The organism is Streptomyces griseobrunneus (assembly GCF_046713465.1).
In the GTDB taxonomy this organism is placed as follows: Bacteria; Actinomycetota; Actinomycetes; order Streptomycetales; family Streptomycetaceae; genus Streptomyces; species Streptomyces microflavus.
Map to the genome: position 1 here is coordinate 7,565,583 of NZ_CP177080.1, position 19,886 is coordinate 7,585,468.

General features: G+C 70.5%; 11 protein-coding genes. 5 read left to right on the forward strand and 6 right to left on the reverse strand.

What is annotated here, in order from left to right:
- Nucleotides 1–64 precede the first annotated feature (64 nt).
- The 4 genes from ACK8N7_RS34485 to ACK8N7_RS34500 form a co-directional block, all read right to left on the reverse strand.
- The gene (locus tag ACK8N7_RS34485) at nt 65–475 is read right to left on the reverse strand and encodes a PTS-dependent dihydroxyacetone kinase phosphotransferase subunit DhaM (protein ID WP_500444987.1); all 411 of its coding nucleotides are present in this window, start codon (nt 473–475) and stop codon (nt 65–67) included.
- Entirely contained in the window at nt 472–1,086 is a 615-nt protein-coding gene (gene dhaL, locus ACK8N7_RS34490; protein WP_403214206.1) for a dihydroxyacetone kinase subunit DhaL, read from the reverse strand. The genes ACK8N7_RS34485 and dhaL overlap by 4 nt, the downstream gene beginning before the upstream one ends.
- A 103-nt stretch (nt 1,087–1,189) precedes the next feature.
- Nucleotides 1,190–2,182 carry a dihydroxyacetone kinase subunit DhaK gene (dhaK, locus tag ACK8N7_RS34495; protein ID WP_500444989.1) on the reverse strand — a complete coding sequence of 331 codons (993 nt, stop codon included), beginning with the start codon at nt 2,180–2,182 and terminating at the stop codon, nt 1,190–1,192.
- Nucleotides 2,183–2,318: 136 nt separating this feature from the next.
- Nucleotides 2,319–2,741, reverse strand: a complete 423-nt coding sequence (locus tag ACK8N7_RS34500) for an arsenate reductase ArsC (RefSeq protein ID WP_403214210.1) — start codon at nt 2,739–2,741, stop codon at nt 2,319–2,321.
- A gap of 279 nt (nt 2,742–3,020) precedes the next feature.
- On the opposite strand from ACK8N7_RS34500, the gene arsB reads away from it, so the two are divergent.
- The gene (gene arsB, locus ACK8N7_RS34505; protein WP_403214212.1) at nt 3,021–4,109 is read left to right on the forward strand and encodes an ACR3 family arsenite efflux transporter; all 1,089 of its coding nucleotides are present in this window, start codon (nt 3,021–3,023) and stop codon (nt 4,107–4,109) included.
- A gap of 164 nt (nt 4,110–4,273) precedes the next feature.
- Here arsB and ACK8N7_RS34510 read toward each other — a convergent pair whose 3' ends face one another.
- Nucleotides 4,274–5,542: an MFS transporter gene (locus ACK8N7_RS34510; RefSeq protein WP_500444992.1), complete on the reverse strand. Its 1,269-nt coding sequence runs from the start codon at nt 5,540–5,542 to the stop codon at nt 4,274–4,276.
- The gene (locus ACK8N7_RS34515; protein ID WP_500444994.1) at nt 5,539–6,945 is read right to left on the reverse strand and encodes an NAD(P)-binding domain-containing protein; all 1,407 of its coding nucleotides are present in this window, start codon (nt 6,943–6,945) and stop codon (nt 5,539–5,541) included. The genes ACK8N7_RS34510 and ACK8N7_RS34515 overlap by 4 nt, the downstream gene beginning before the upstream one ends.
- Nucleotides 6,946–7,049: 104 nt before the next feature.
- Here ACK8N7_RS34515 and ACK8N7_RS34520 point away from each other — a divergent pair, with 104 nt between their 5' ends.
- From ACK8N7_RS34520 to ACK8N7_RS34535, 4 genes are all read left to right on the forward strand, one after another.
- Complete coding sequence (locus ACK8N7_RS34520) at nt 7,050–7,430, forward strand: ArsR/SmtB family transcription factor (RefSeq protein WP_500444996.1); 381 nt, start codon at nt 7,050–7,052, stop codon at nt 7,428–7,430.
- A gap of 286 nt (nt 7,431–7,716) precedes the next feature.
- On the forward strand, nt 7,717–8,973 hold the full coding sequence (locus ACK8N7_RS34525; RefSeq protein ID WP_403214220.1) for an MFS transporter: 1,257 nt from the start codon (nt 7,717–7,719) through the stop codon (nt 8,971–8,973).
- A complete protein-coding gene (locus ACK8N7_RS34530; protein WP_500444998.1) occupies nt 8,973–12,245 on the forward strand; it encodes a type I polyketide synthase in 3,273 nt (1,090 codons plus the stop codon). Before ACK8N7_RS34525 ends, ACK8N7_RS34530 begins: the two co-directional genes overlap by 1 nt.
- Nucleotides 12,242–19,468, forward strand: a complete 7,227-nt coding sequence (locus ACK8N7_RS34535) for a MupA/Atu3671 family FMN-dependent luciferase-like monooxygenase (RefSeq protein ID WP_500445000.1) — start codon at nt 12,242–12,244, stop codon at nt 19,466–19,468. The genes ACK8N7_RS34530 and ACK8N7_RS34535 overlap by 4 nt, the downstream gene beginning before the upstream one ends.
- Nucleotides 19,469–19,886: the final 418 nt, after the last annotated feature.

A 19,886-nucleotide genomic window follows, 5' to 3' on the forward strand; every position in this document is an offset into this window, starting at 1 on the left:
TTGGCGCACGGAAGGGGACGGAGCCGCACGGGCCCGTCCCCTTCCGGTACGGCACGCGGGGCAGCTACGTCTTGCGGTAGCCGTACGCCTCCGAGGCCGCCGCCTCCACCGCTCCGATGTCCCCGCCGGACGACGCGGTCACCACGGCGGCGACCGCGCCCTCCACGAACGGCGCGTCGACCAGCCGCGTGTTCTCCGGCAGTTCGTCGCCCTCGGCGAGCATCGCCTTCACCGTGAGGACGGCGCTCCCCAGATCGACGAGGACCGCGACCCCGGCGCCCCGGTCCACCGATGCGGCGGCCCAGCCGATCAGCTCGGCGCTGGTGCCGAGCCCGCCGTTCGGCAGCCCTCCCGCCGCCGCGACGGGGGCCGTCACGCCCCCTGCGGCGAGGCCCCGGGCCAGCTCGGCGACCGATTCCGCGACCGGGCCGCTGTGCGAGACCAGCACGATGCCCACCTGCGGCTCGTCGCTCATGCCTCAGCACCCCCGTCCTGCGCGGTCCCGGCCAGCGCCTCGACCAGCAGGGCCGCCGACGTCGCGCCCGGGTCCTGGTGCCCGATGCTGCGCTCGCCGAGATAACTGGCCCGCCCCTTGCGCGCCTGCAACGGGACCGTCGCCTCGGCACCCGCGCGGGCCGCGTCCGCGGCCCCCCGGAACGACAGGGCCAGCGCCTCCGCCGCCGGCAGCAGCGCATCGAGCATCGTCTTGTCCCCGGCCTGCGCCCCGCCGAGCTGCCCCACGGCGGCGACGCCCGCGGCGAACGCCTGGGCGAGCTGGTCCTGGGTCACCTCGGCGTCCTCGCCGAGCGCCTTGCCCGTCCGGCGCAGCAGCGTCCCGTACAACGGCCCGGACGCCCCGCCGACGGTGGAGATCAGCTGCCGCCCCGCCAGGGTCAGCACCGCGCCCGGAGTCGCGGGCTCGTCCTTCTCCACCACGGCCGCCACCGCCGAGAAACCGCGCTGGAGGTTGCTGCCGTGATCGGCGTCCCCGATCGCCGAGTCCAGCTCGGTCAGTTGGTCCGCCTCACGGTCCACGGCGGCCGCGGTGGCCGCCATCCAGCGGCGGAAGAAGTCGGCGTCGAGCACATGATCTCCTGTTCCCCGGGCCTGTCCGGCACGGTTCGTACGAGTACGGTCCGTACGGCCTCGGCGAAGCCGTACCCGCAGGGGTCGCCGGGCTCCGGGGCGATCAACGGCCCCAGCGGAGCGCGGGCGTCTCCACGGGCGCGTCCCACAGCCGCAACAACTCCTCGTCGACCTGGCACAGCGTCACCGAGCAGCCTGCCATGTCGAGCGAGGTCACGTAGTTCCCCACGAGCGTACGAGCCACCGGCACACCCCGCTCGGACAGGACCCGCTGGACCTCGGCATTGAATCCGTACAGCTCCAGCAGCGGTGTCGCCCCCATCCCGTTCACCAGTGCCAGCACGGGGCCGGTGGGCCGGAGGTCCTCCAGCACCGCGTGCACCGCGAAGTCCGCGATCTCGCCCGAGGTCATCATCAGCCGCCGCTCCCGCCCCGGCTCGCCGTGGATACCGATGCCCAACTCCAGCTCACCGGCGGGCAGATCGAAGGTCGGGCTGCCCTTCGCCGGAGTGGTCACCGAGCTGAGGGCCACCCCGAAGCTCCGAGAGGACCCGTTCACCTGCCGGGCCACCGAGACCACCCGGTCCAGGGGTGCGCCCTCGTCAGCGGCGGCCCCGGCGATCTTCTCGACGAAGAGCGTCGCGCCCGTACCGCGCCGCCCGGCCGTGAAGGTGCTGTCGCTCACGGCCACGTCGTCGTCCACGACGACCTGGGCGACCTGGATGCCCTCGTCCTCGGCGAGTTCGGCGGCCATCTCGAAGTTCAGCACGTCACCGGTGTAGTTCTTGACGACGAACAGCACCCCGGCCCCGCTGTCCACCGCTGCCGCCGCCCGTACCATCTGGTCCGGCACCGGCGAGGTGAACACCTCCCCCGGACAGGCGGCCGACAGCATCCCGGGCCCGACGAACCCGGCGTGCAACGGCTCGTGCCCCGACCCGCCCCCCGAGACGAGCCCCACCTTCCCGGCCACCGGGGCGTCCCGCCGCACGACGACCCGGTTCTCCACATCGACGTTCAGCTCCGGGTGCGCGGCGGCCATACCCCGCAGGGCGTCGGCGACCACGGTCTCCGGGACGTTGATGAGCATTTTCATGTCTGTCTCCTTGTGGGGCCTGGCAGAGAGCTTGTCGACCTGCTTCTTTCCTGACTGACCGTCTCCTATGATCCGGCAGACGCGTCATGTGGAGTGTGTTGCGATCTTCGGCCTGTCGGGGAGGCGCCGCCGACGCTCATGCGCTCCTCTCCGGGTCCGCCGGTGCGATTTCCTCGATCAGGTTCTCCACCAGCTTCCTGATCTCGTCGCGGATCGGGCGTACTGCCTCGATGCCCCGGCCCGAAGGGTCCTCCAACGTCCAGTCGAGGTAGCGCTTGCCGGGGAAGACCGGGCAGGTGTCGCCGCAGCCCATGGTGATGCAGACGTCGGATGCCTTGACTGCGTCGATGGTGAGGACCTTGGGCGTCTCGGCGGTGATGTCGATGCCGGCCTCGCGCATGGCCTCGACGGCTGCCGGGTTGACCTGGTCGGCCGGGGCGGAGCCGGCGGAGCGGACCTCGATACGGTCTCCGGCCAGGTGCGACAGCCATGCGGCGGCCATCTGGGAGCGGCCGGCGTTGTGAACGCAGACGAACAGGACGGAGGGCTTCTCGGACACAGCAGTCTCTCTTGCTCTTGCGATGAAATCAGGTACGAATGACTTCAGTACCCAGTGGTGTCAGTGACCACTGATGTGACATTATCAGTCCATGATGACGTCAGTCGGCACTGAACTGTCCGGGTGCTGAGTGATTTTCTGCGCCTGCAGACCAATCTCTCCAACCGACCGAGAGTGCTGCGCGAGGCCGGTGTCGTGGAGACCGAGCCCTGCGGCCGCTTCACCTACCGACCTGGCCGAGTCCGCCCGTACCGCCACCGAGAACAAGAGGGCCTGTCCGTGACCCGCACTCAAGCGTCCGCGACCACCGAGGAGCCCTCGGCCGTCGCGAAGCTGTCGACGCTCGACCGCTTCCTCGCCGTCTGGATCCTCCTGGCCATGGGCCTCGGACTGGGACTGGGCCGGCTGGTCCCCGGGCTGAACGACGCGCTCGCCGAGGTCGAGATCGGGGGCATCTCGCTGCCGATCGCCGTGGGCCTGCTGATCATGATGTATCCGGTCCTTGCCAAGGTCCGCTACGACAGGCTCGACGCCGTAACCGGCGACCGCAGGCTGATGGTCTCCTCGCTGGTCGTCAACTGGGTCCTCGGCCCGGCGCTCATGTTCGCGCTGGCCTGGATCTTCCTGCCGGACCTGCCCGAATACCGGACCGGCCTGATCATCGTCGGCCTGGCCCGCTGCATCGCCATGGTCATCATCTGGAACGACCTCGCCTGCGGCGACCGCGAAGCCGCAGCCGTCCTCGTCGCACTGAACTCCGTCTTCCAGGTCATCGCCTTCGGCGTCCTGGGCTGGTTCTACCTCGACCTGCTGCCCGGTTGGCTCGGCCTCGGCGACGGCGAGAGCCTCGACATCTCCATGTGGAAGATCGCGCTGAACGTCGTCATCTTCCTCGGGGTGCCCCTGCTCGCCGGTTTCCTCACCCGCCGCCTGGGCGAGAAGAAGATGGGCCGCGAGTCCTACGAGGCGAAGTTCCTGCCGAAGATCGGCCCCTGGGCCCTCTACGGCCTGCTCTTCACGATCGTCATCCTCTTCGCGCTCCAGGGGAAGACCATCACCTCGCAGCCGCTGGACGTCGTCCGCATCGCACTCCCGCTCCTCGTGTACTTCGCGGTGATGTGGTTCGGCACGTTCCTCCTCGGCAAGGCCATCGGCCTGAACTACGACCGCACCGCCACCCTCGCCTTCACCGCCGCCGGCAACAACTTCGAACTGGCCATCGCGGTCGCCATCGCTACCTTCGGCGTCACCTCCGGCCAAGCCCTGTCCGGAGTCGTCGGCCCGCTCATCGAAGTCCCGGTGCTGGTCGCACTGGTTTACGTCTCGCTGGCTTGGCGCAAGAAGTTCACGGACGTGCAGACGAAGTAGACGGCCTGCCACACCGTCAGGCTGCCCCGTTCCGTGCAACGGGGCAGCCGTCGGCTTCCTGAACGTGTGGTGCGGCGCCACCGCTCCGGGAGCCCAGTCCCTGATCGTCGGCATCGGCCGGAATCTCCACCGCGGGCCCGTCGGCCAGTTGGCCGACCACGTGCTCACCTGGGAAACAGCTCTGTCGTGCCCGGTGCGGAGCCGTTGTCTCCGGCTCGGCCGGGCGTCGTCGTGCATCCGGTCATGCAGGCGGCTGCCGAGACGGCGGCGAGGGCGATGAAGAGCTGGGGGTAGCCGCCGAGCCGGGCGGCGATGGCGGTGCCTGCGAAAGGTGCGATGGCGGCGGCTGTGGTGGTCGGGGCCGCGAGGAGTCCGGAGAGGCGGCCGTAGTGCGTGGTGCCCCAGCGGTCGGTGATGGCGGTGGCTTGGAGGAGGGTGAGGTTGCCGCGGACGGTGCCTGCTGCGACGGAGAGGGCGACCAGCAGTGCGTAGGGGCCAGGGGTGATGGCGAGGACCGCGGTGGTGAAGGCGCCGAGCGCGACGAGGCCGATGGTGCGGGTGGTGGGTTCGGTGTGGCGGGCGAGGGTGGCGTAGAGGGTGCGGCCGAGGGTCTGGCCGACGCCGCCGAGCCCGAGTGCCCAGGCGGCTTCGGTGCTGGTGTAACCGCGTTCTGTCATGAGGGGGACGAGGGCGATGACGGCGGCGGAGACGGTGAACGCGGACAGTGTCAAGGTGGTGGCGAGCATCCGGAAGGGCCGTGTACGTGCGACCTCTGCCGCGCTGTCGGCAGCTCGGGGCGCGGTGGAGACCGAGGATTTGGGCCAGGGTGCCTTGAGTGCCAGGGCATGGGCGGGGATGGTCACCAGGGCCAGGATCACGGCGAGGGTCGCGTAGGTGGCGCGCCAGGACATGTGGTTCGCGAGTGCGGCGGTCAGGGGTGCGAACGCGGTGGAGGCGAGGCCGCCCGCCAGCGTGACGATGGTGAGTGCGCGGACGTGGTCGGGTGCCCACCAGCGGGTCAGGGCGGCGAAGGCCGGTTGGTAGAAGGTGCCTGCCATCGCGAGTCCTGCGAGCAGCCAGCCGGCGACGAAGACAGGCAGGCTGGGAGCCGAGGCGATGACGAGGATGCTCAGGACGCCGAGGACCGAGCCGGTGGTCATGACGGTGCGCGGGCCGTGGCGGTCGATCGTCCGGCCGACGTGGATCCCGGCGAATGCGGAGACGAGCAGGCCGGCGGAGAACGCAGCGGTGGTTGCTCCGGTGGGCCAGCCGGTCGCAGTGGTGATCTGCGGGTTCAGGACGGGGAACGCGTAGTAGACGATGCCCCAGCTGGTGATCTGCGTGGCACACAGCGCGGGCAGCGCGGCTCGGGGCCGTGGCCGGACCTCCGTTCCGGTCACGGCCCCGTGCTCAGGGGTGTTCGGGCCGGTCACGAGCCGCAGCAACCGCCCGCCGGTGCTTCGTCCACGGCTACGGAAGCGGTCGGTGCACCGGCACCGAGCTGGACCGGGGTGAGTTCCGGCGTCGCGCAGGAGCCTCCGGCGTCGCTCTGGGCGGCAGCCGGGTCCTCGAAGAGCCCGGCACCGCCGCAGACTCCGGTTTCGGGGAGAGTGAGTTCGGTGCGGTCGGCTGCTTCCAGATCGCCGGCGAGGGCGGCGGCCACGGAGCGGACCTGCTCGTAGCCGGTCATGGCGAGGAAGGTCGGTGCGCGGCCGTAGGACTTCATGCCGACCAGGTAGAACCCGGATTCCGGGTGCGAGAGCTCGCGGTGGCCATGGGGGTAGACGGTGCCGCAGGAGTGCTGGTTGGGGTCGATCAGCGGGGCCAGTTCGGTCGGAGCCTGGAGGCGTTCGTCCACACCGAGACGGAGCTCGTCGAGGAAGCCGAGGTCGGGGCGGAAGCCGGTCAGCACGATGACTTCGTCGACCGGGTCCAGGCGGCGCCCGTCCTCGCCGACCAGGACCAGGCGTCCGTCGGGGCCGCGCTCGATCGCTTCGGTGCGGAAGCCGGTGACCGCGTGCGCGTGCCCCTCGTCGACCGCGGCCTTCGCTGCGAGCCCGAGCGCCCCGCGGGCGGGCAGCTGGTCGGCGCTACCGCCGCCGAAGGTGGATCCGGAGATGCCTCGGCGCAGGACCCATACCGCCTTCGTACCCGAGCCGTCGTCGGCCTTGGCGAGGTCGGCGAGGTAGGCGAGAGCGGTGAACGCGGAGGCGCCGGCGCCGATGACAGCGGTGCGCTTGCCTGCGTACCGGGCGCGCTCGGCCGGGTCCTTGAGGTCGGGGACCTTGTAGGTGATCCGGTCGACGGCGGCCTTCTCACCGAGGGCGGGCAGGCCGGAGGCGCCGGCCGGGCCGGGGGTGGCCCAGGTGCCGGAGGCGTCGATGACGGCGCGGGCGAAGATACGCTCCTCGCGGCCGTCGGCGTAGGTGATGTGCACGACGAACGGCTGCTGGTCGCGGTCCGCGTCCACGATCCGGTCGCGGCCGGTGCGGGAGACGCCGGTGACGCGGGCGCCGAGGCGGACGCGGTCGCCCAGGACGTCGGCGAGTGGCTGCAGGTACTGCTCGGCCCAGTCTCCCCCGGAGGGGTAGGCCGCCGGGTCGGGGTGCGTCCAGCCGGTGGGGGCCAGCAGTTTTTCGGCGGCCGGGTCGACGAGCTCACCCCAGGTGGAGAAGAGGCGTACGTGCGCCCATTCCCTGACGGCGCTGGCGGCGGCGGGCCCGGATTCCAGGACGAGCGGGGAGAGGCCACGCTCGGTGAGGTGGGCGGCGGCGGCGAGCCCGGCCGGGCCCGCTCCGATCACGACGACCGGCAGGTCCGCGATGGTGGTGGTCATGGCGGTGATGTCCTCCGGGGAGAGGCGGCAGGTCCGGCCGCTGTTTCGATTGCTGTCTATGTTCCGAGCTTGTCACCGGTATCGATGAGTGTCAACATAGACAGATGTCGAAGTATGGGGTTGTCGAGCTGCCGGGTCTGGACCCGGAAACGGTTGTGCCGTGCTGCCCGCCCATCGCCGCCGGGGAGCTGTCCGTGCCGGACGCGAAGCGGATGGCCGCGATGTTCAAGGCGCTCTCCGACCCGGTGCGGCTGCGGCTGTTCTCCAAGGTCGCCTCGCATCCGGGAGGAGAAGCGTGCGTCTGCGACATCCTGGACGTCGGTGTCTCTCAGCCGACCGTCTCCCACCACCTGAAGAAGCTTCGCGAGGCCGGGCTCCTGACCTCGGAGCGGCGCGGGACCTGGGTCTACTACCGGGTCGCCCCCTCCGTCGTCGCCGCCATGTCCGCCATGCTCGACCTGCGTCCGGCCGTCAGCAGCAGCTGAACTCCGGCCGGGCCGGGGCTGCCGTCCTCGCCGTGGTGCTGAGCGATTTCGGCCCACCGGCGTCGGCCACAGCCCCGAGCGGGAGGGGCTGAAGCCTGTGGCGCCTGAAGCTTCGGGAGCTTGGTGTGAAGCCCGTGACAGGTGGGCAGAGCTTGACGGAGTTGGCAGGTGCATGAGTGGCTCGTGTTCGCTGGGAGGGATCGTCGCCGGGGGATCGGCGCGGCATCCGCAGACGGTCCGGCGGGCGACCGGCATTGCTTCCGTGTGCGTCTCCGAAAGGATGTGAATGAAGCGCTTCCGGCTGCTCGTCCTTGGTAACGGCCTCTCCGCGTATGGCAGTTACCTGAACATGGTGGCGTTGAACGTCTTCGTCTACGACGTCACCGGGAGTGCCCTGGCCGCAGGGCTCTTCATGGCCGTACGGCTGGGGACGAGTGTGGCGTCGGGCTTCGTGAGCGGGCGCCTGGTCTCGGCTTACGACCGGAAGCGCCTGATCATCTGTGCGGACCTCGGTCAGGCCGTGGCTCTGCTGGCTCTGCTCATGGCCCCGGAGGCCGGCCGGCTTCCCCTGCTGTACTGCCTCGCTGTGGTCACCGGAGGCTGCTCGACGCTCTCGCAGGTGGCCCTGCGGAGCAGCATCCCGGAGATCGTGGGGGCCGAGCACCGGGCCCGCGCCAACGGTCTGCTGGTGACCGCCCGTTCTCTGGCGATGATCGCCGGATTCTCGTCGGCGGGTGTCGTGGTGGCGCAGCTCGGATACACGGCGGCCTTCGTGCTGGACGCGTGCACCTTCTTGGTGTCCGCCACCATTCTCACGCTGCTGCCGCTCCGCACGAGGGCGCGGTCCGAGAAACGCGAGGGCACCGGGGAGAGCAGGCCGGGCACCGGACGCGGTTCCTTCCGGCTGATGTGGGCCGCGGCGCCGGTGTTGATGGCGATGATCGCCCTGCGAGCCGTGGACGGGCTGGGGTCCTCCTCGCACAACGTCGCGCTGCCCGTCCACTCCAGCCTGCTCGACCCCGAGCATCCGGCCACCTTCATCAGCCAGTTCTGGGCGATCTGGGCGGTCGGCAACATCATCGCCCAGCAGGTGCTGGCCCGGTACACCCGCCGGAGCGGCCGCACCCTGGGCGAGCGGGCCTTCGCGATCGGTGCCTGCGTCATGTCGGGAGCGTTCATCATCGTGTTCAGCGGTCTGCCTGCCGGGCTGACGCTCGCGACGGCACTCGTCGCCGGAGCGGCGGACGGAATCACCGAAGTCGTCTACGTGTCACGCCTCCAGACGGTCCCCGACGAGGAGCGTGGACGGCTGTTCGGGTTCTCCGCCTCGGTCGAGAACGCCGGGTTCGGGCTGGGGATGCTGGTCAGCGGATTCCTCCTGGAGTCCTACTCCCCGTTCCAGGTGGTCACCTCCTTGCACGGCCTCGCCATCGCCGGGTGCCTCGCCCTCCTGGCGTTCCTCGTACTGCGCCGTCCCCCGGCCGGGCCGCACCCCCAGATGCGACCATCCGCCGGCGCCGTATTACGCGAGGAACGCGGCTGATGGGCATAGGCGGGGAGGACCAGCGCATCGCCGTGGTCGGGATGGCATTCCGGCTTCCCGGTGCGGACACACCGGAGGACCTGTGGCGCGTCATCCGCAACGGCGAGAGACGCTTCACCCGATTCAGCCGGGACGAGCTGAAGGCCGCGGGCGTGCCCGAGGAGCTGTACCGGCGCGATGACTTCATCGGAACGTCGGCCGTACTGGACGACATCTCCGGTTTCGACGCCCGGCACTTCGGGATGAGCGCCCGTGAGGCCCGCCTCACCGACCCCCAGCACCGTCTGTTCCTGGAGTGTGCTCAGCACGCACTGGAGAACGCCGGCTACCCCGACGAGCGGGACGGGAAACGGATCGGGGTCTACGCCAGCGCCGGCTACCACCTCTACAACATGCAGTCCTACCTGCTCAACAACGTGCTGCCGAACGAGGACATCGGCGACTGGCTGGCCGGCATGCAGGTGATGATCGGCAACTCCACCGACTTCAACGCGACCCGGGTCGCCTACCGGCTCGGCCTCACCGGTCCCGCCGTCAATGTGCAGACGGCCTGCTCCAGTTCGCTGGTGGCCGTTCAACTGGCCGCCAACTCCTTGCTGCTCGACGACTGTGACATCGCGCTGGTGGGAGCCGGTTCCCTCCACGTCCCGCAGGTCCTCGGCTACCACTACGTCAAGGGATCGATCCTCTCCAGGACCGGCAGGCTGCGCGCGTTCGACGCGGCCGCGAACGGAACCGTGGGAGGCACCGGCGTCCTGGCCGTCGTACTCAAACGACTGCCCCGCGCGCTTGCGGACGGGGACACCGTCCACGGCGTCATCCGCGGCTGGGGCGTCTGCAACGACGGCGCCGGCAAGAAGACGTACGCGGCCCCCAGCGCGCGAGGTCAGCAGAACGCCGTACGCCGGGCCCTGGATCACGCGGGCGTCAGCGCGGACACCATCGGCTATCTGGAGACCCACGGCACGGGGACCCTCAAGGGCGATCCCATCGAGCTGGAAGGAGCGAGGGCGGCGTACCGCCAGGACACGGACCGGAACGGCTACTGCGCTCTCGGGGCCGTCAAGACGAACATCGGCCATCTCGACGTGGCGTCAGGGCTGGCCGGTCTGGTCAAGACCCTGCTGGTGCTCAAACACGGGGTGATTCCGCCGATCGCCGGCTTCACCGAACCCAATCCACTGCTCGGACTGGAGACCAGCCCGTTCTATGCCCCCCGCACCCTGCGGCCATGGCCCGAGACCGGCAGCCCTCGGCGAGCAGGTGTCACATCGCTGGGAATCGGCGGCACCAACGTCCACCTCGTCCTGGAGGAGGCCCCCGAGCCCGGACCGCGTACTGCCGTCGCGGCCCCACCCGACGTGCTCCTGGTCTCCGCGACGAGCGGAGAAGCCCTGGCCGACAACGTACGGTCCCTGCGCGATGTCCTCCGCAGACGGACCGCTCTGCCCCTGGCGGATCTCGTCACGACCGCCGCCCTCGGGCGCTCGCACGGCCGCCACCGCATCGCGGTCCGGGGAAGTACCCCGTCCCGGCTGGCGGACGCCCTCGACACCTGGCTCTCCCGCCCCGATCCGCCCGCTTCCCCCGGCGGCCCCGTCCCACCGTCCGACGCGGTCGCCCGGGTGATCTTCCAGTTCACCGGCCAGGGGTCCCTGCGTCCCGGAGCGGCGGCGGACCTGTACGAACGGTTTCCCGTCGTACGTGAGGTGCTGGACGCCTGCGAGGCACAGCACCGCCGCCTCACCGGCGAATCGATACTGCCGCACCTCCTCACCGAGGAGGCCGACCTCGGGGCCGTCCGGCCGACCGTGACGGCGCAGCCGGCGCTCTTCGCCCTGCAGTGCGCCCTGGTCCGGCTCTGGGGCGAGTCCGGCATCCGCCCCTGGGCCGTGACGGGCCACAGCGTCGGAGAATACGCGGCCCTCTTCGCGGCCGGGGCCCTGTCGCTGGCCGACGGCCTCGAACTCAGCACGAACCGGGGCCGGCTGATGCGGGACCTCTGCAAGCCGGGCGCGATGGTGGCCGTGGCACTGGAGCGGGAGGCCGCGGCCGAGCTGGCCGCCTCGCACCCCGGCCTGGAGCCGGCCGTGACCAACGGAGAGCACTCCCAGGTCCTGGCCGGTCCCGACGCGGTTGTGAACCAGGTGTGCGCTGTGCTCGATGACCGGGGGATCCCGTACGAACGCCTCGCGGTGGACCGCGCCTTCCACACCGCCTCCGTGGAGCCGATGCTCGACGCGTTCGGGGAGGTCCTGGCGAGGACCGCCTTCACACCCGTACGGACCCGCTTCATCAGCTCGCTCGACGGCCTGACCCGTGAACCCGGCTGGACGCCCGGCCCGGGCCACTTCGTGCGCCATGCCCGTGAGCCTGTCCGCTACGACGCGGCGCTGAGTTCCGTGGCCCGTGAACGGCCCGACGTGCTCCTGGAGATCGGCCCGCACACCACGCTCAGCGGTCTGGCCCGCCGCTCCCTGCCGACGGTGCGGGCCATCCCGTCCCTGCACCGCGGCACCGGACTCACAGCGCTCTTCGGTGCCGCTGCGGCACTGCACTGCGCGGGAGCGGATGTCCGCTGGGAGACGTTCCTGGCAGGCACCGCAGGGCGGCGTGTCCCGCTGCCCGGATATCGCTTCCAGCACCGCCCCTACTGGGTCGGGGACCCTCCCAGGCCCCCCGGACCCATGTCCCCGGCAAGAGAGGAACGCACTGTGACGGCAGAGACGATGGAGACCAGACAGTTGCTGGACGGCATCCTCGGTGTGCTCTCCCGGGCCTTCGGCGAGGATCTGACCTCGGTTTCGGCCGACACCCCGTTCTTCGACCTCGGTGCGGACTCGCTTCTCATGATCAATGTGCTGCGGGAGATAGAGCAGGAGCACCGGGTCAAAGTCACGATGCGAGAGCTGTTCGACGAGACGGGAACCCCCCGGCTGCTCGCCGAGCTCGTCGCGGCGCGGCTGCCCCGGGAGCACGGGACCGTCCCGCAGCCCGCCACCGTGCCGGTGCCCGTCCCGGAGTCGCGCGCGGTGCAGCCCGCAGCCGCCCGGCAGGCGGTCCCGGCGCCCCAGCGGCCGGCCGGTCCAGCCCCTGCCCTGTCCCCGCAGGACACCGGATTCGTCACCCGGCAGGAGTATCTGGAGCTGGCCCAGCGGGTCCAGGAGCTGTCCCGGATCCAGCTCCAGATGCTCACCCAGCTCTCCCAGCTGCTCGCCCTGCAGACCGATGCCACGGCGGCACCTCTGGCCGACGACCAGGTGGTCCGGTGAACGAGCAGCAGGAGATCACGGCCGCCCTCGACCGGGACCTGGCCGCGATGGCCGGACTCGCCGACCGCATCACCGAGCGGATGAACGTCCGACAGGCTGTGACCGGCGGCGGGACGGGACAGCCTCAGGTGCACGGACCGCGTGTCGAGGTCGCCCCCGATGCCGGCATGGTCGACGCCACCTCTCCCCGCTCCCAGCAGGAGCATCTCGACGACCTCGTACGCCGGTACACGGCACGGACAGCGGCATCCAGACGGCTCGCCCAGCGCCACCGCCGCAGACTCGCCGACAGCAGGGCGGTCGTCGGGTTCCGCAGGACGACCAAGGAGATGCTGTATCCGGTGGCGGCCCGTCGTGCGGAGGGAGCACGGATCGAGGACATCGACGGCAACAGCTACACCGACATCACCATGGGCTTCGGCGTGCTCCTCTTCGGCCACGAACCCGACTTCGTCCGGGAGGCCGTACGTGAACACCTCTCCCGAGGCATCCGGCTCGGCCCCCGCAGTGTCGAGACGGGCGGAGCCGCCGAGCTGCTGTGCGAACTGACCGGCATGGAACGGGTGGCGTTCGCCAACTCGGGTACCGAGGCCAACGCCGCGGCGATCCGTCTCGCCCGGGCCGCCACCGGCCGCGACCGGATCGTCACCTTCCAGGGCTCCTACCACGGCCACGCCGACCAGGTCCTGGGCCGGCAGGCCGGACCGGGAGAAACCGTGCCCGTCTCCCGGGGCATCCCCCGCAGCGCCGTCTCGGAGCTGACGGTCTGCGAGTACGGCAGCGAGGCGGCCCTGCACGCGATCGAACGGGACGCGGAACGGATCGCCCTGGTCATCGTCGAGCCGGTGCAGAGCAGGCACCCCTCGCTCCAGCCGGTCGAATTCGTCCGCAGACTCCGAGAGCTGACGACACGGCACGGCATTGTGCTGATGTTCGACGAGATGCTGACGGGGTTCCGCCCCGCCCTCCGCGGGGCGCAGGACCTCTACGGTGTCACACCGGATCTCGCCACCTACGGCAAGCTCCTCGGCGGCGGATTCCCCATCGGCGCCGTCGCGGGCCGCTCCGACATCATGGACGGGATCGACGGCGGCTACTGGAGTTACGGGGACGACAGCGGCCCCACCGCCGATACCACCTTCTTCGGGGGTACCTACCTGCAGCACCCCGTGTCGATGACGGCGGCCCACGCCGTACTCACCCACCTCCAGGAGCACAGCCCCCGCCTGCAGGAACGGCTCAACGACCGGACGACCCAACTGGCCACCGGGCTCAACGAGTTCTTCGAGGCCGAGGGATTTCCCCTGCGCATGGGATGGTTCGGGTCCCAGTTCCGCTTCGAGCACCGCGCCGACATGGAACTCCTCTACTACCACCTGATGCTGCGCGGCGTGCACGTATGGGAGTGGCGCAACTTCTTCCTCTCGACGGCGCACACCGACGGCGACATCGAGCATGTGGCCGAGGCCGTGCGGGGGTCGCTGAGGGACCTGCGGCAGGCCGGCTTCTTCCGATCGGACCCGGGCCCGTCCCGGCGGCCCGGCCACAGCCGGGCCGCCCCCACGAAGACGTCGGCCCCCGCCCCCACGAAGACGTCGGCCCCCGCCCCCACGAAGGCTTCGGCCCCCGCCCCCACAGCGCTCACGCCGTCACGCCGTGCGGACTTCAGCCTCTATTTCTTCGGTGACTACCCGGAGAACGGGCCCGGACCGCAGGAGGGCCGCTACGAACTGCTCATGGAGGCGGCCCGGTTCGCCGACCGGCACGGGTTCGAGGCGCTGTGGATGCCCGAGCGGCACTTCAACTCGTTCGGCGGCCTCTTCCCGAACCCCGCCGTCCTGGCGGCTGCCCTGGCCCGGGAGACCCGGCGCATCCGCCTCAACGCCGGGTCGGTCGTCATGCCCCTCCACGACCCGATCCGGGTGGCGGAGGAGTGGTCCATGGCGGACAACCTCTCCGGCGGACGCGTCGGCCTCGGCGTGGCGAGCGGCTGGAACGCCGACGACTTCGTCTTCTTCCCGGAGCGCTTCGGGCGGCACAAACAGGAGATGTACGACGGCCTGGAAGAGGTACGGAGCCTCTGGCGAGGCGAGGCACTGCGCCGGACCACCGGGGACGGCGAGCGGGAGATCCGGCTCCACCCCCGCCCCGTACAGGCGATGCCGCCGCTCTACACAGCGGTGGTGGCCAACCCGGAATCGTACGAACGTGCCGCCGAGCACGACCTCGGCATCGTGACCAACCTGATGACCCAGGACATCGACCAGCTCCGGGACAACATCGCCCGCTACCGCCGGGCCCGGGCACGCCACGGCCTCGACCCGGACGCCGGGCGGGTCGCCGTCCTGCTGCACACCTACCTCGGCGAGGACCACGACACCGCCCGCGCCGACGCCTTCGAGCCGATGGCCCGCTACATGCGCGCGTCCCTGTCCCTGTTCAGCGGCGTCACCAACAGCCTCGGTGTCACCACCGACATGAAGTCGCTCAGCGAGGACGACCTGGACGTGGTCTTCCGGCGGGCCTACAGCCGGTACTGCGACCAACGTGCCCTGATCGGCGATGTGGACTCCGTACTGCCCGTGGCCGAGGCGGTCGCCGACGCGGGCGCGGACGAGATCGTCGCGCTGGTCGACTTCGGCGTCGGAGCGGATCAGCTGCGTGCCGGTCTTCCCCGGCTGGACACCCTCCGCCGCCGTCACAGGGACCGACAGCCCTCCGCGTCCGGAGCGCCCCTCTCACCGGGCCAGGAGCGCATCTGGTTCCTGGAACGCCTGCTCCCCGGGCGCACCGCCTACAACGAAGTGAAGGCGATCCGCCTGCGCGGCCCGCTCGACACCGAGGCGCTCCGCAATGCCGTACGACGGCTCGTCACCCGCCACGAAGGGCTGCGCACTGTCTTCAGGGCAGCCGGCGATTCGGCGGTCCAGCTGGTACGGGACTCCTCCGAACCCGACTTCGCCGTGGTGGACGGCACCCTCGCGGCGGAGAGCGCCGTACGCGAAGCACTGGCGGAGGAGAGCACCCGCCGCTTCGACCTGGAGAACGGACCGCTGTTCGTCACCCGGATCGTCCGGACCGCCGCAGACGAGCACGTCCTGGTCCTTTCGTTCCACCACATCGTGGTCGACGCGGCCTCGGCGACCGTCCTGTGCCGGGACCTCTCCGCCTTCTACCGCTCGGAGCTGGACGGCACAGAGGCAGCTCTGCCCGAACTGACCTGGAGCTATGCCCAGCACGCGCGCGAGCAGCGCGCGGCGGCGGGCGGCCCCCGTGCCGAGCGGGACGTGGCGCACTGGCTGCGCGTGCTCGGCGGTGACCTCCCGGTTCTCGGACTGCCCACCGACCGGCCCCGTCCGGCCGAAATGACCTCCGAGGGCCGCGCTGTCTTCCGCTCCCTCGATCCAGGCTTGAGCGACCGGCTCAGGCAGCTGGGCCGCGGTCACCGCGCCACGCTGTTCATGACCCTGGTGACCGGCTGGGCGGCCATGCTGCAACGGGTCACGGGGCAGGAGGACATCGTCATCGGCGTCCCCGTCTCCGACCGGCCGCAACGGGCCGATGAGCTGATCGGCTTCTTCGTCAACACGGTGGCTCTGCGGGTCGACCTCACCGGCGACCCCGGATTCACGACGCTGTTGGACCGGGTGCGGGCCGCGGCCCTCGATGCCTACGACCACGCGGCAACGCCGTTCGACGAGGTGGTGCGTGCCCTGGCTCCACCCCGCGGGACGGACCGCACGCCGGTGTTCCAGGTGCTCACCGAGTTCCAGTCGGACGAGCCGTTCCGTCTCGACCTCCCCGGTGTCGAGGCAGTGGCCCTGGACGCGGGCCCCGACAAGGCGCTGACCGACCTGACGGTGTACTTCACCGACCGGCCGGAGGGCATCCGCTGTCATCTGGAGTACAACGCGCAGTTGTTCGACCAGGCCACCGTCGACAGGTTCTTCACGGTCTTCCGCGAGCTGCTGGCCGCCGCCGTCGAGCGGCCGGGCACGCCGCTCTCCCTGATCGCGCGGGTACCGGCCGAGGGTGACGAGGTTCCGGAGAGCTGGGGCAGAGGACCCCTGCGTCCGGTGCTCGACACCACTGTCCACGACTGGGTGGCCCGGCAGGCGGCTGAGCACCCCGGCCGGACCGCGGTGGTGTGCGGAGACGTCGCATCGACGTACCGGGAGCTGGACGAGGGAGCGGAACGGCTCGCGGCCGCGCTCACCGAGCTCGGGGCGGGCGAGGGCCGGGCACCCGTGATCGCGGTCTGGCTGCCCCGCGGTGCGGAGTTCGTCACTGCCCTGCTCGCCGTGGTTCGGGGCGGCTGCGCCTATGTCCCGCTCGATCCGTCGCTCGGCGCTGTCCGCGCCGCTCAGGTCATCGCAGAGAGCGGTGCCCGGCTGGTGATCAGCGGTCAGGAAGGGGCACGGGAGCTGCGACTGCCCGCGTCGGTGAGGGTCGTCGGACCGGACGCCGTACCGAGCGGAGACACTGACCCCGGCACTCGTCCGACACCTGGCAGCGGTGTCTCGTCCCCGTTCGCCGTCATCTACACCTCGGGCAGTACCGGCACGCCGAAAGGGGCCGTGCTCACCCACCGTTCCATCGTGGATCTCTGCCAGTGGCACCACGCACGCTTCGGGCCGACCGGTGAATTCCGCAGCGCCGTCGTATGCAGCCAGAGCTTCGACGCCTCCCTCATGGAGATCTGGCCGGTTCTGACGGCGGGCGGCACGCTGGTCGTGGCCGATGACGAGGTCCGCCGCGATCCGCTCGCTCTGGCCCGGTGGTTCGCCGACCAGGACATCACCTTCAGCATCATGCCGACGGCCCTGGGGGAGGAGGTACTCCGACTGCCCGCGGCCGATCAGCCTCCGCTGCGTCATCTGCTCATAGGCGGCGAGATGCTCCGGAGCCGCCCGAGACCCGAGGCACCCTACGAGACGTTGAACGTCTACGGTCCGACGGAGGCGACCGTGCTGTGTGTTGTCGACACGGTCCTGCCTCCGGCCGACGACGCCGTCACGGATGAAGGGGCGGAGGCCATCCCGATCGGTCGTCCCGTCGAGAACGTGACCGTGAGCGTCGTGGACACCTCCGACAAGCCGGTACCCATCGGCGCGGTGGGGGAACTCCTGGTCGGCGGTCCCGGCTTGGCCGAGGGCTATCTGCACCGCCCGGATCTCACGGAGGAGAGGTTCGCGACCTTTCCGGAAGACGGGAGGGATGCCCGCTGTTACCGCACGGGTGACCTGGCCCGGTGGACGGCGGACGGGCGGCTGGTGTTCGTGGGCCGTACCGACGACCAGGTGAAGATCCGCGGATTCCGGGTGGAGCCGGAGGAAGTGGCGCAGGTACTGGGCCGCCTCGACGGCGTGCGCCAGGCGGCAGTCATCAGCCGGCGCCGGACCAACGGCGATGCGGTTCTTGCCGCCTATGTGGTGCCCACCGAGCCGGGCTCCGTAGACGCGGCGGAACAAGAGCTCCGCACGGACCGATGGGCCCGAGAGCTGAGCCGTCGCCTGCCGGAGTACATGGTGCCGCGCACCTGGTGCACTCTGGCCCGGCTGCCGTTGAACAGCAGCGGCAAGCTGGACCGGACGCTGCTCCCGCCGACCGCTCCCCTGGCCCCGGCGGACATCGACGAGGTTCGCAAGCCTGAAGGCCCGCCGCCGGGGGCTGTCGCCCTCACCTCTGTGGAGAAGGGGCTGCGTGACCTCTGGGCGGCCGAGCTCGACCTCACCGATGCGGACGTCGATCCGGATGTCTCCCTCTTCGACCTGGGGGGCCATTCCCTGACCGCGATGAGGCTGGTCAACCGGATCCGGGAGACGTGGGGCGTCGAGTACCCGTTGACACACCTCTACCAGCGGCCCACGCTCCGCGCCCTGACGGAGTTCGTGGACGGGGGCCGGTCGGGGCGGGTGGTCCGCCGCGGCCCGGCCACCGAACAGCAGACCCGCTTCGCCACCCTGCACTCCCGCCACGCCAGGCCGCAGGTCTTCAATGTGGCTCTGCGCATCACCTTCTCCGGCCGGCTGGAACCCCGAGCCCTGCACGACGCACTGGAGAACCTGGTGCGGCGTCACGAGTCCCTGCGGACACGTCTGGTGCGCGAGAGCTCCGGCACCTGGCGACAGGAGGTGCTCGAGTTCCGGCCGCTCGACATGCCCGTCGACGACCTCACCTCCCGAGCGGAACCGGAACGGCTGCAACAGCTGCGCCTGCTCGCCGAGCAGGCGACGGAGACACCCCTCGACCCCTTCACGGGAGACGTCCTCTCCGCGCGTCTGCTGCGCACCGGTGCCGAGGAGTGGGCGCTGCTGTTCGTGACGCACCACTGCACGTGCGACGGGTGGGCCCTGACCACCCTGTTGAGGGAACTCGCCGCGTTCTACCGTACGGCTGCCACCGGAGCCGGGCACGGTCTGGCGGCTGCGGCACCCCAGCAGGTGGAGTACGCGCATTGGCAGGCCGCCCACCAGAAGGCGACCGACGGGCGCCGTACCGACTACTGGCTCGAAGAGCTGGCCGACGCCCCCTTCACCCTGGACCTGCCCCTGGACCGGCCGAGGCCGGAGGTGCTCAGCGGCCGGGGCGGAGTCATCCGATTCACGGTGCCCGCCGAGGTCCGGGCCGCCGTGGAACGGCTGGCCGCCCGGCGTTCGACCACGCCCTTCGTGGTGGCAGCGGCTGCGCTCGGTCGACTGCTGACGACGAAGGCCGGGCAGGACGACGTGGTGATGAACATTTCCTACGCCGGCCGGGAAAGCCGTGAGTTCGAGTCCCTGGTGGGCTGCACGGCCACGGGGTTCGCCCTGCGGGTCCGTGACGCGCGCTCCGGCTCCTTCGCCGAGCTGACGGACCGGGTCACGCGCACGACCGTCCTGGGCATGGAGCATGCCATGCCGCCACGCCGAGTGGCCCCGGCGATGCGGCAGCGCAGGGGTATCCGCATACCGGACGGCTTGGCCATCGGCCTGGCCTACGAGAGCTCGCTGGACACCGGGATCGACATGCCGGGACTCACCACCACGGTGGCGGAGATCGCCCCCTCGGCTTCCCGGTCGGAGTTCATCATGGTGCTGTCCCCGGCCGGCGACGTTCTGGAGGGAGCGGTGGAGTACTCGGCAGATCTGTGGGACGCGGCGACGGTCGAGGCATGGTCGCGCGACTACGTGCGGCTGCTGCGGGAGGGAGCGGAGGAGCCCATCACCGACGAGTCGGGGTGACATCCGCCCTGAAGAGGGCGGTTGGACCGGCCCGTGTGCCGATGGCGAACCCGGATTGGCCAGGATTCCAGAGGCGAATTCCGTGACGCCTTTCCGTCTGGAGACTTCAGGAGGGTCGACGTCCGTCAGTTCCTCCATGCGGCAGGGCGTGCGCGTTCCCCGGGGGCTCTGTGGTGGTGCACCGGACCTGAAGGTGTCTAATACTGCGCCTATCAGACTAAAAGGTGAACCGCAAGCGAACGGCATGTGAACAGCGTTACACATAGCGGTAGTTGGTGATCCTTCCCGGCACCCCGTCACCTGCTTAGACTCCCCTCAAATCAGGCGCGCTGCTCTGGGGGAATCGCATGTCACGTACAGCACGTTCGCATTCGATCGATGAGGGTCAAGGGGCGGCGATACGCAGGGGGTTCGCCGG

Bases quoted from the DNA above. Each gene is read 5' to 3' on its own strand.
- ACK8N7_RS34530 (WP_500444998.1), top strand. From the start codon at position 8,973: ATGGGCATAGGCGGGGAGGACCAGCGCATCGCCGTGGTCGGGATGGCA.
- ACK8N7_RS34520 (WP_500444996.1), top strand. From the start codon at position 7,050: ATGTCGAAGTATGGGGTTGTCGAGCTGCCGGGTCTGGACCCGGAAACG.
- ACK8N7_RS34485 (WP_500444987.1), bottom strand. From the start codon at position 475: ATGAGCGACGAGCCGCAGGTGGGCATCGTGCTGGTCTCGCACAGCGGC.
- dhaK (WP_500444989.1), bottom strand. From the start codon at position 2,182: ATGAAAATGCTCATCAACGTCCCGGAGACCGTGGTCGCCGACGCCCTG.
- ACK8N7_RS34525 (WP_403214220.1), top strand. From the start codon at position 7,717: ATGAAGCGCTTCCGGCTGCTCGTCCTTGGTAACGGCCTCTCCGCGTAT.
- ACK8N7_RS34515 (WP_500444994.1), bottom strand. From the start codon at position 6,945: ATGACCACCACCATCGCGGACCTGCCGGTCGTCGTGATCGGAGCGGGC.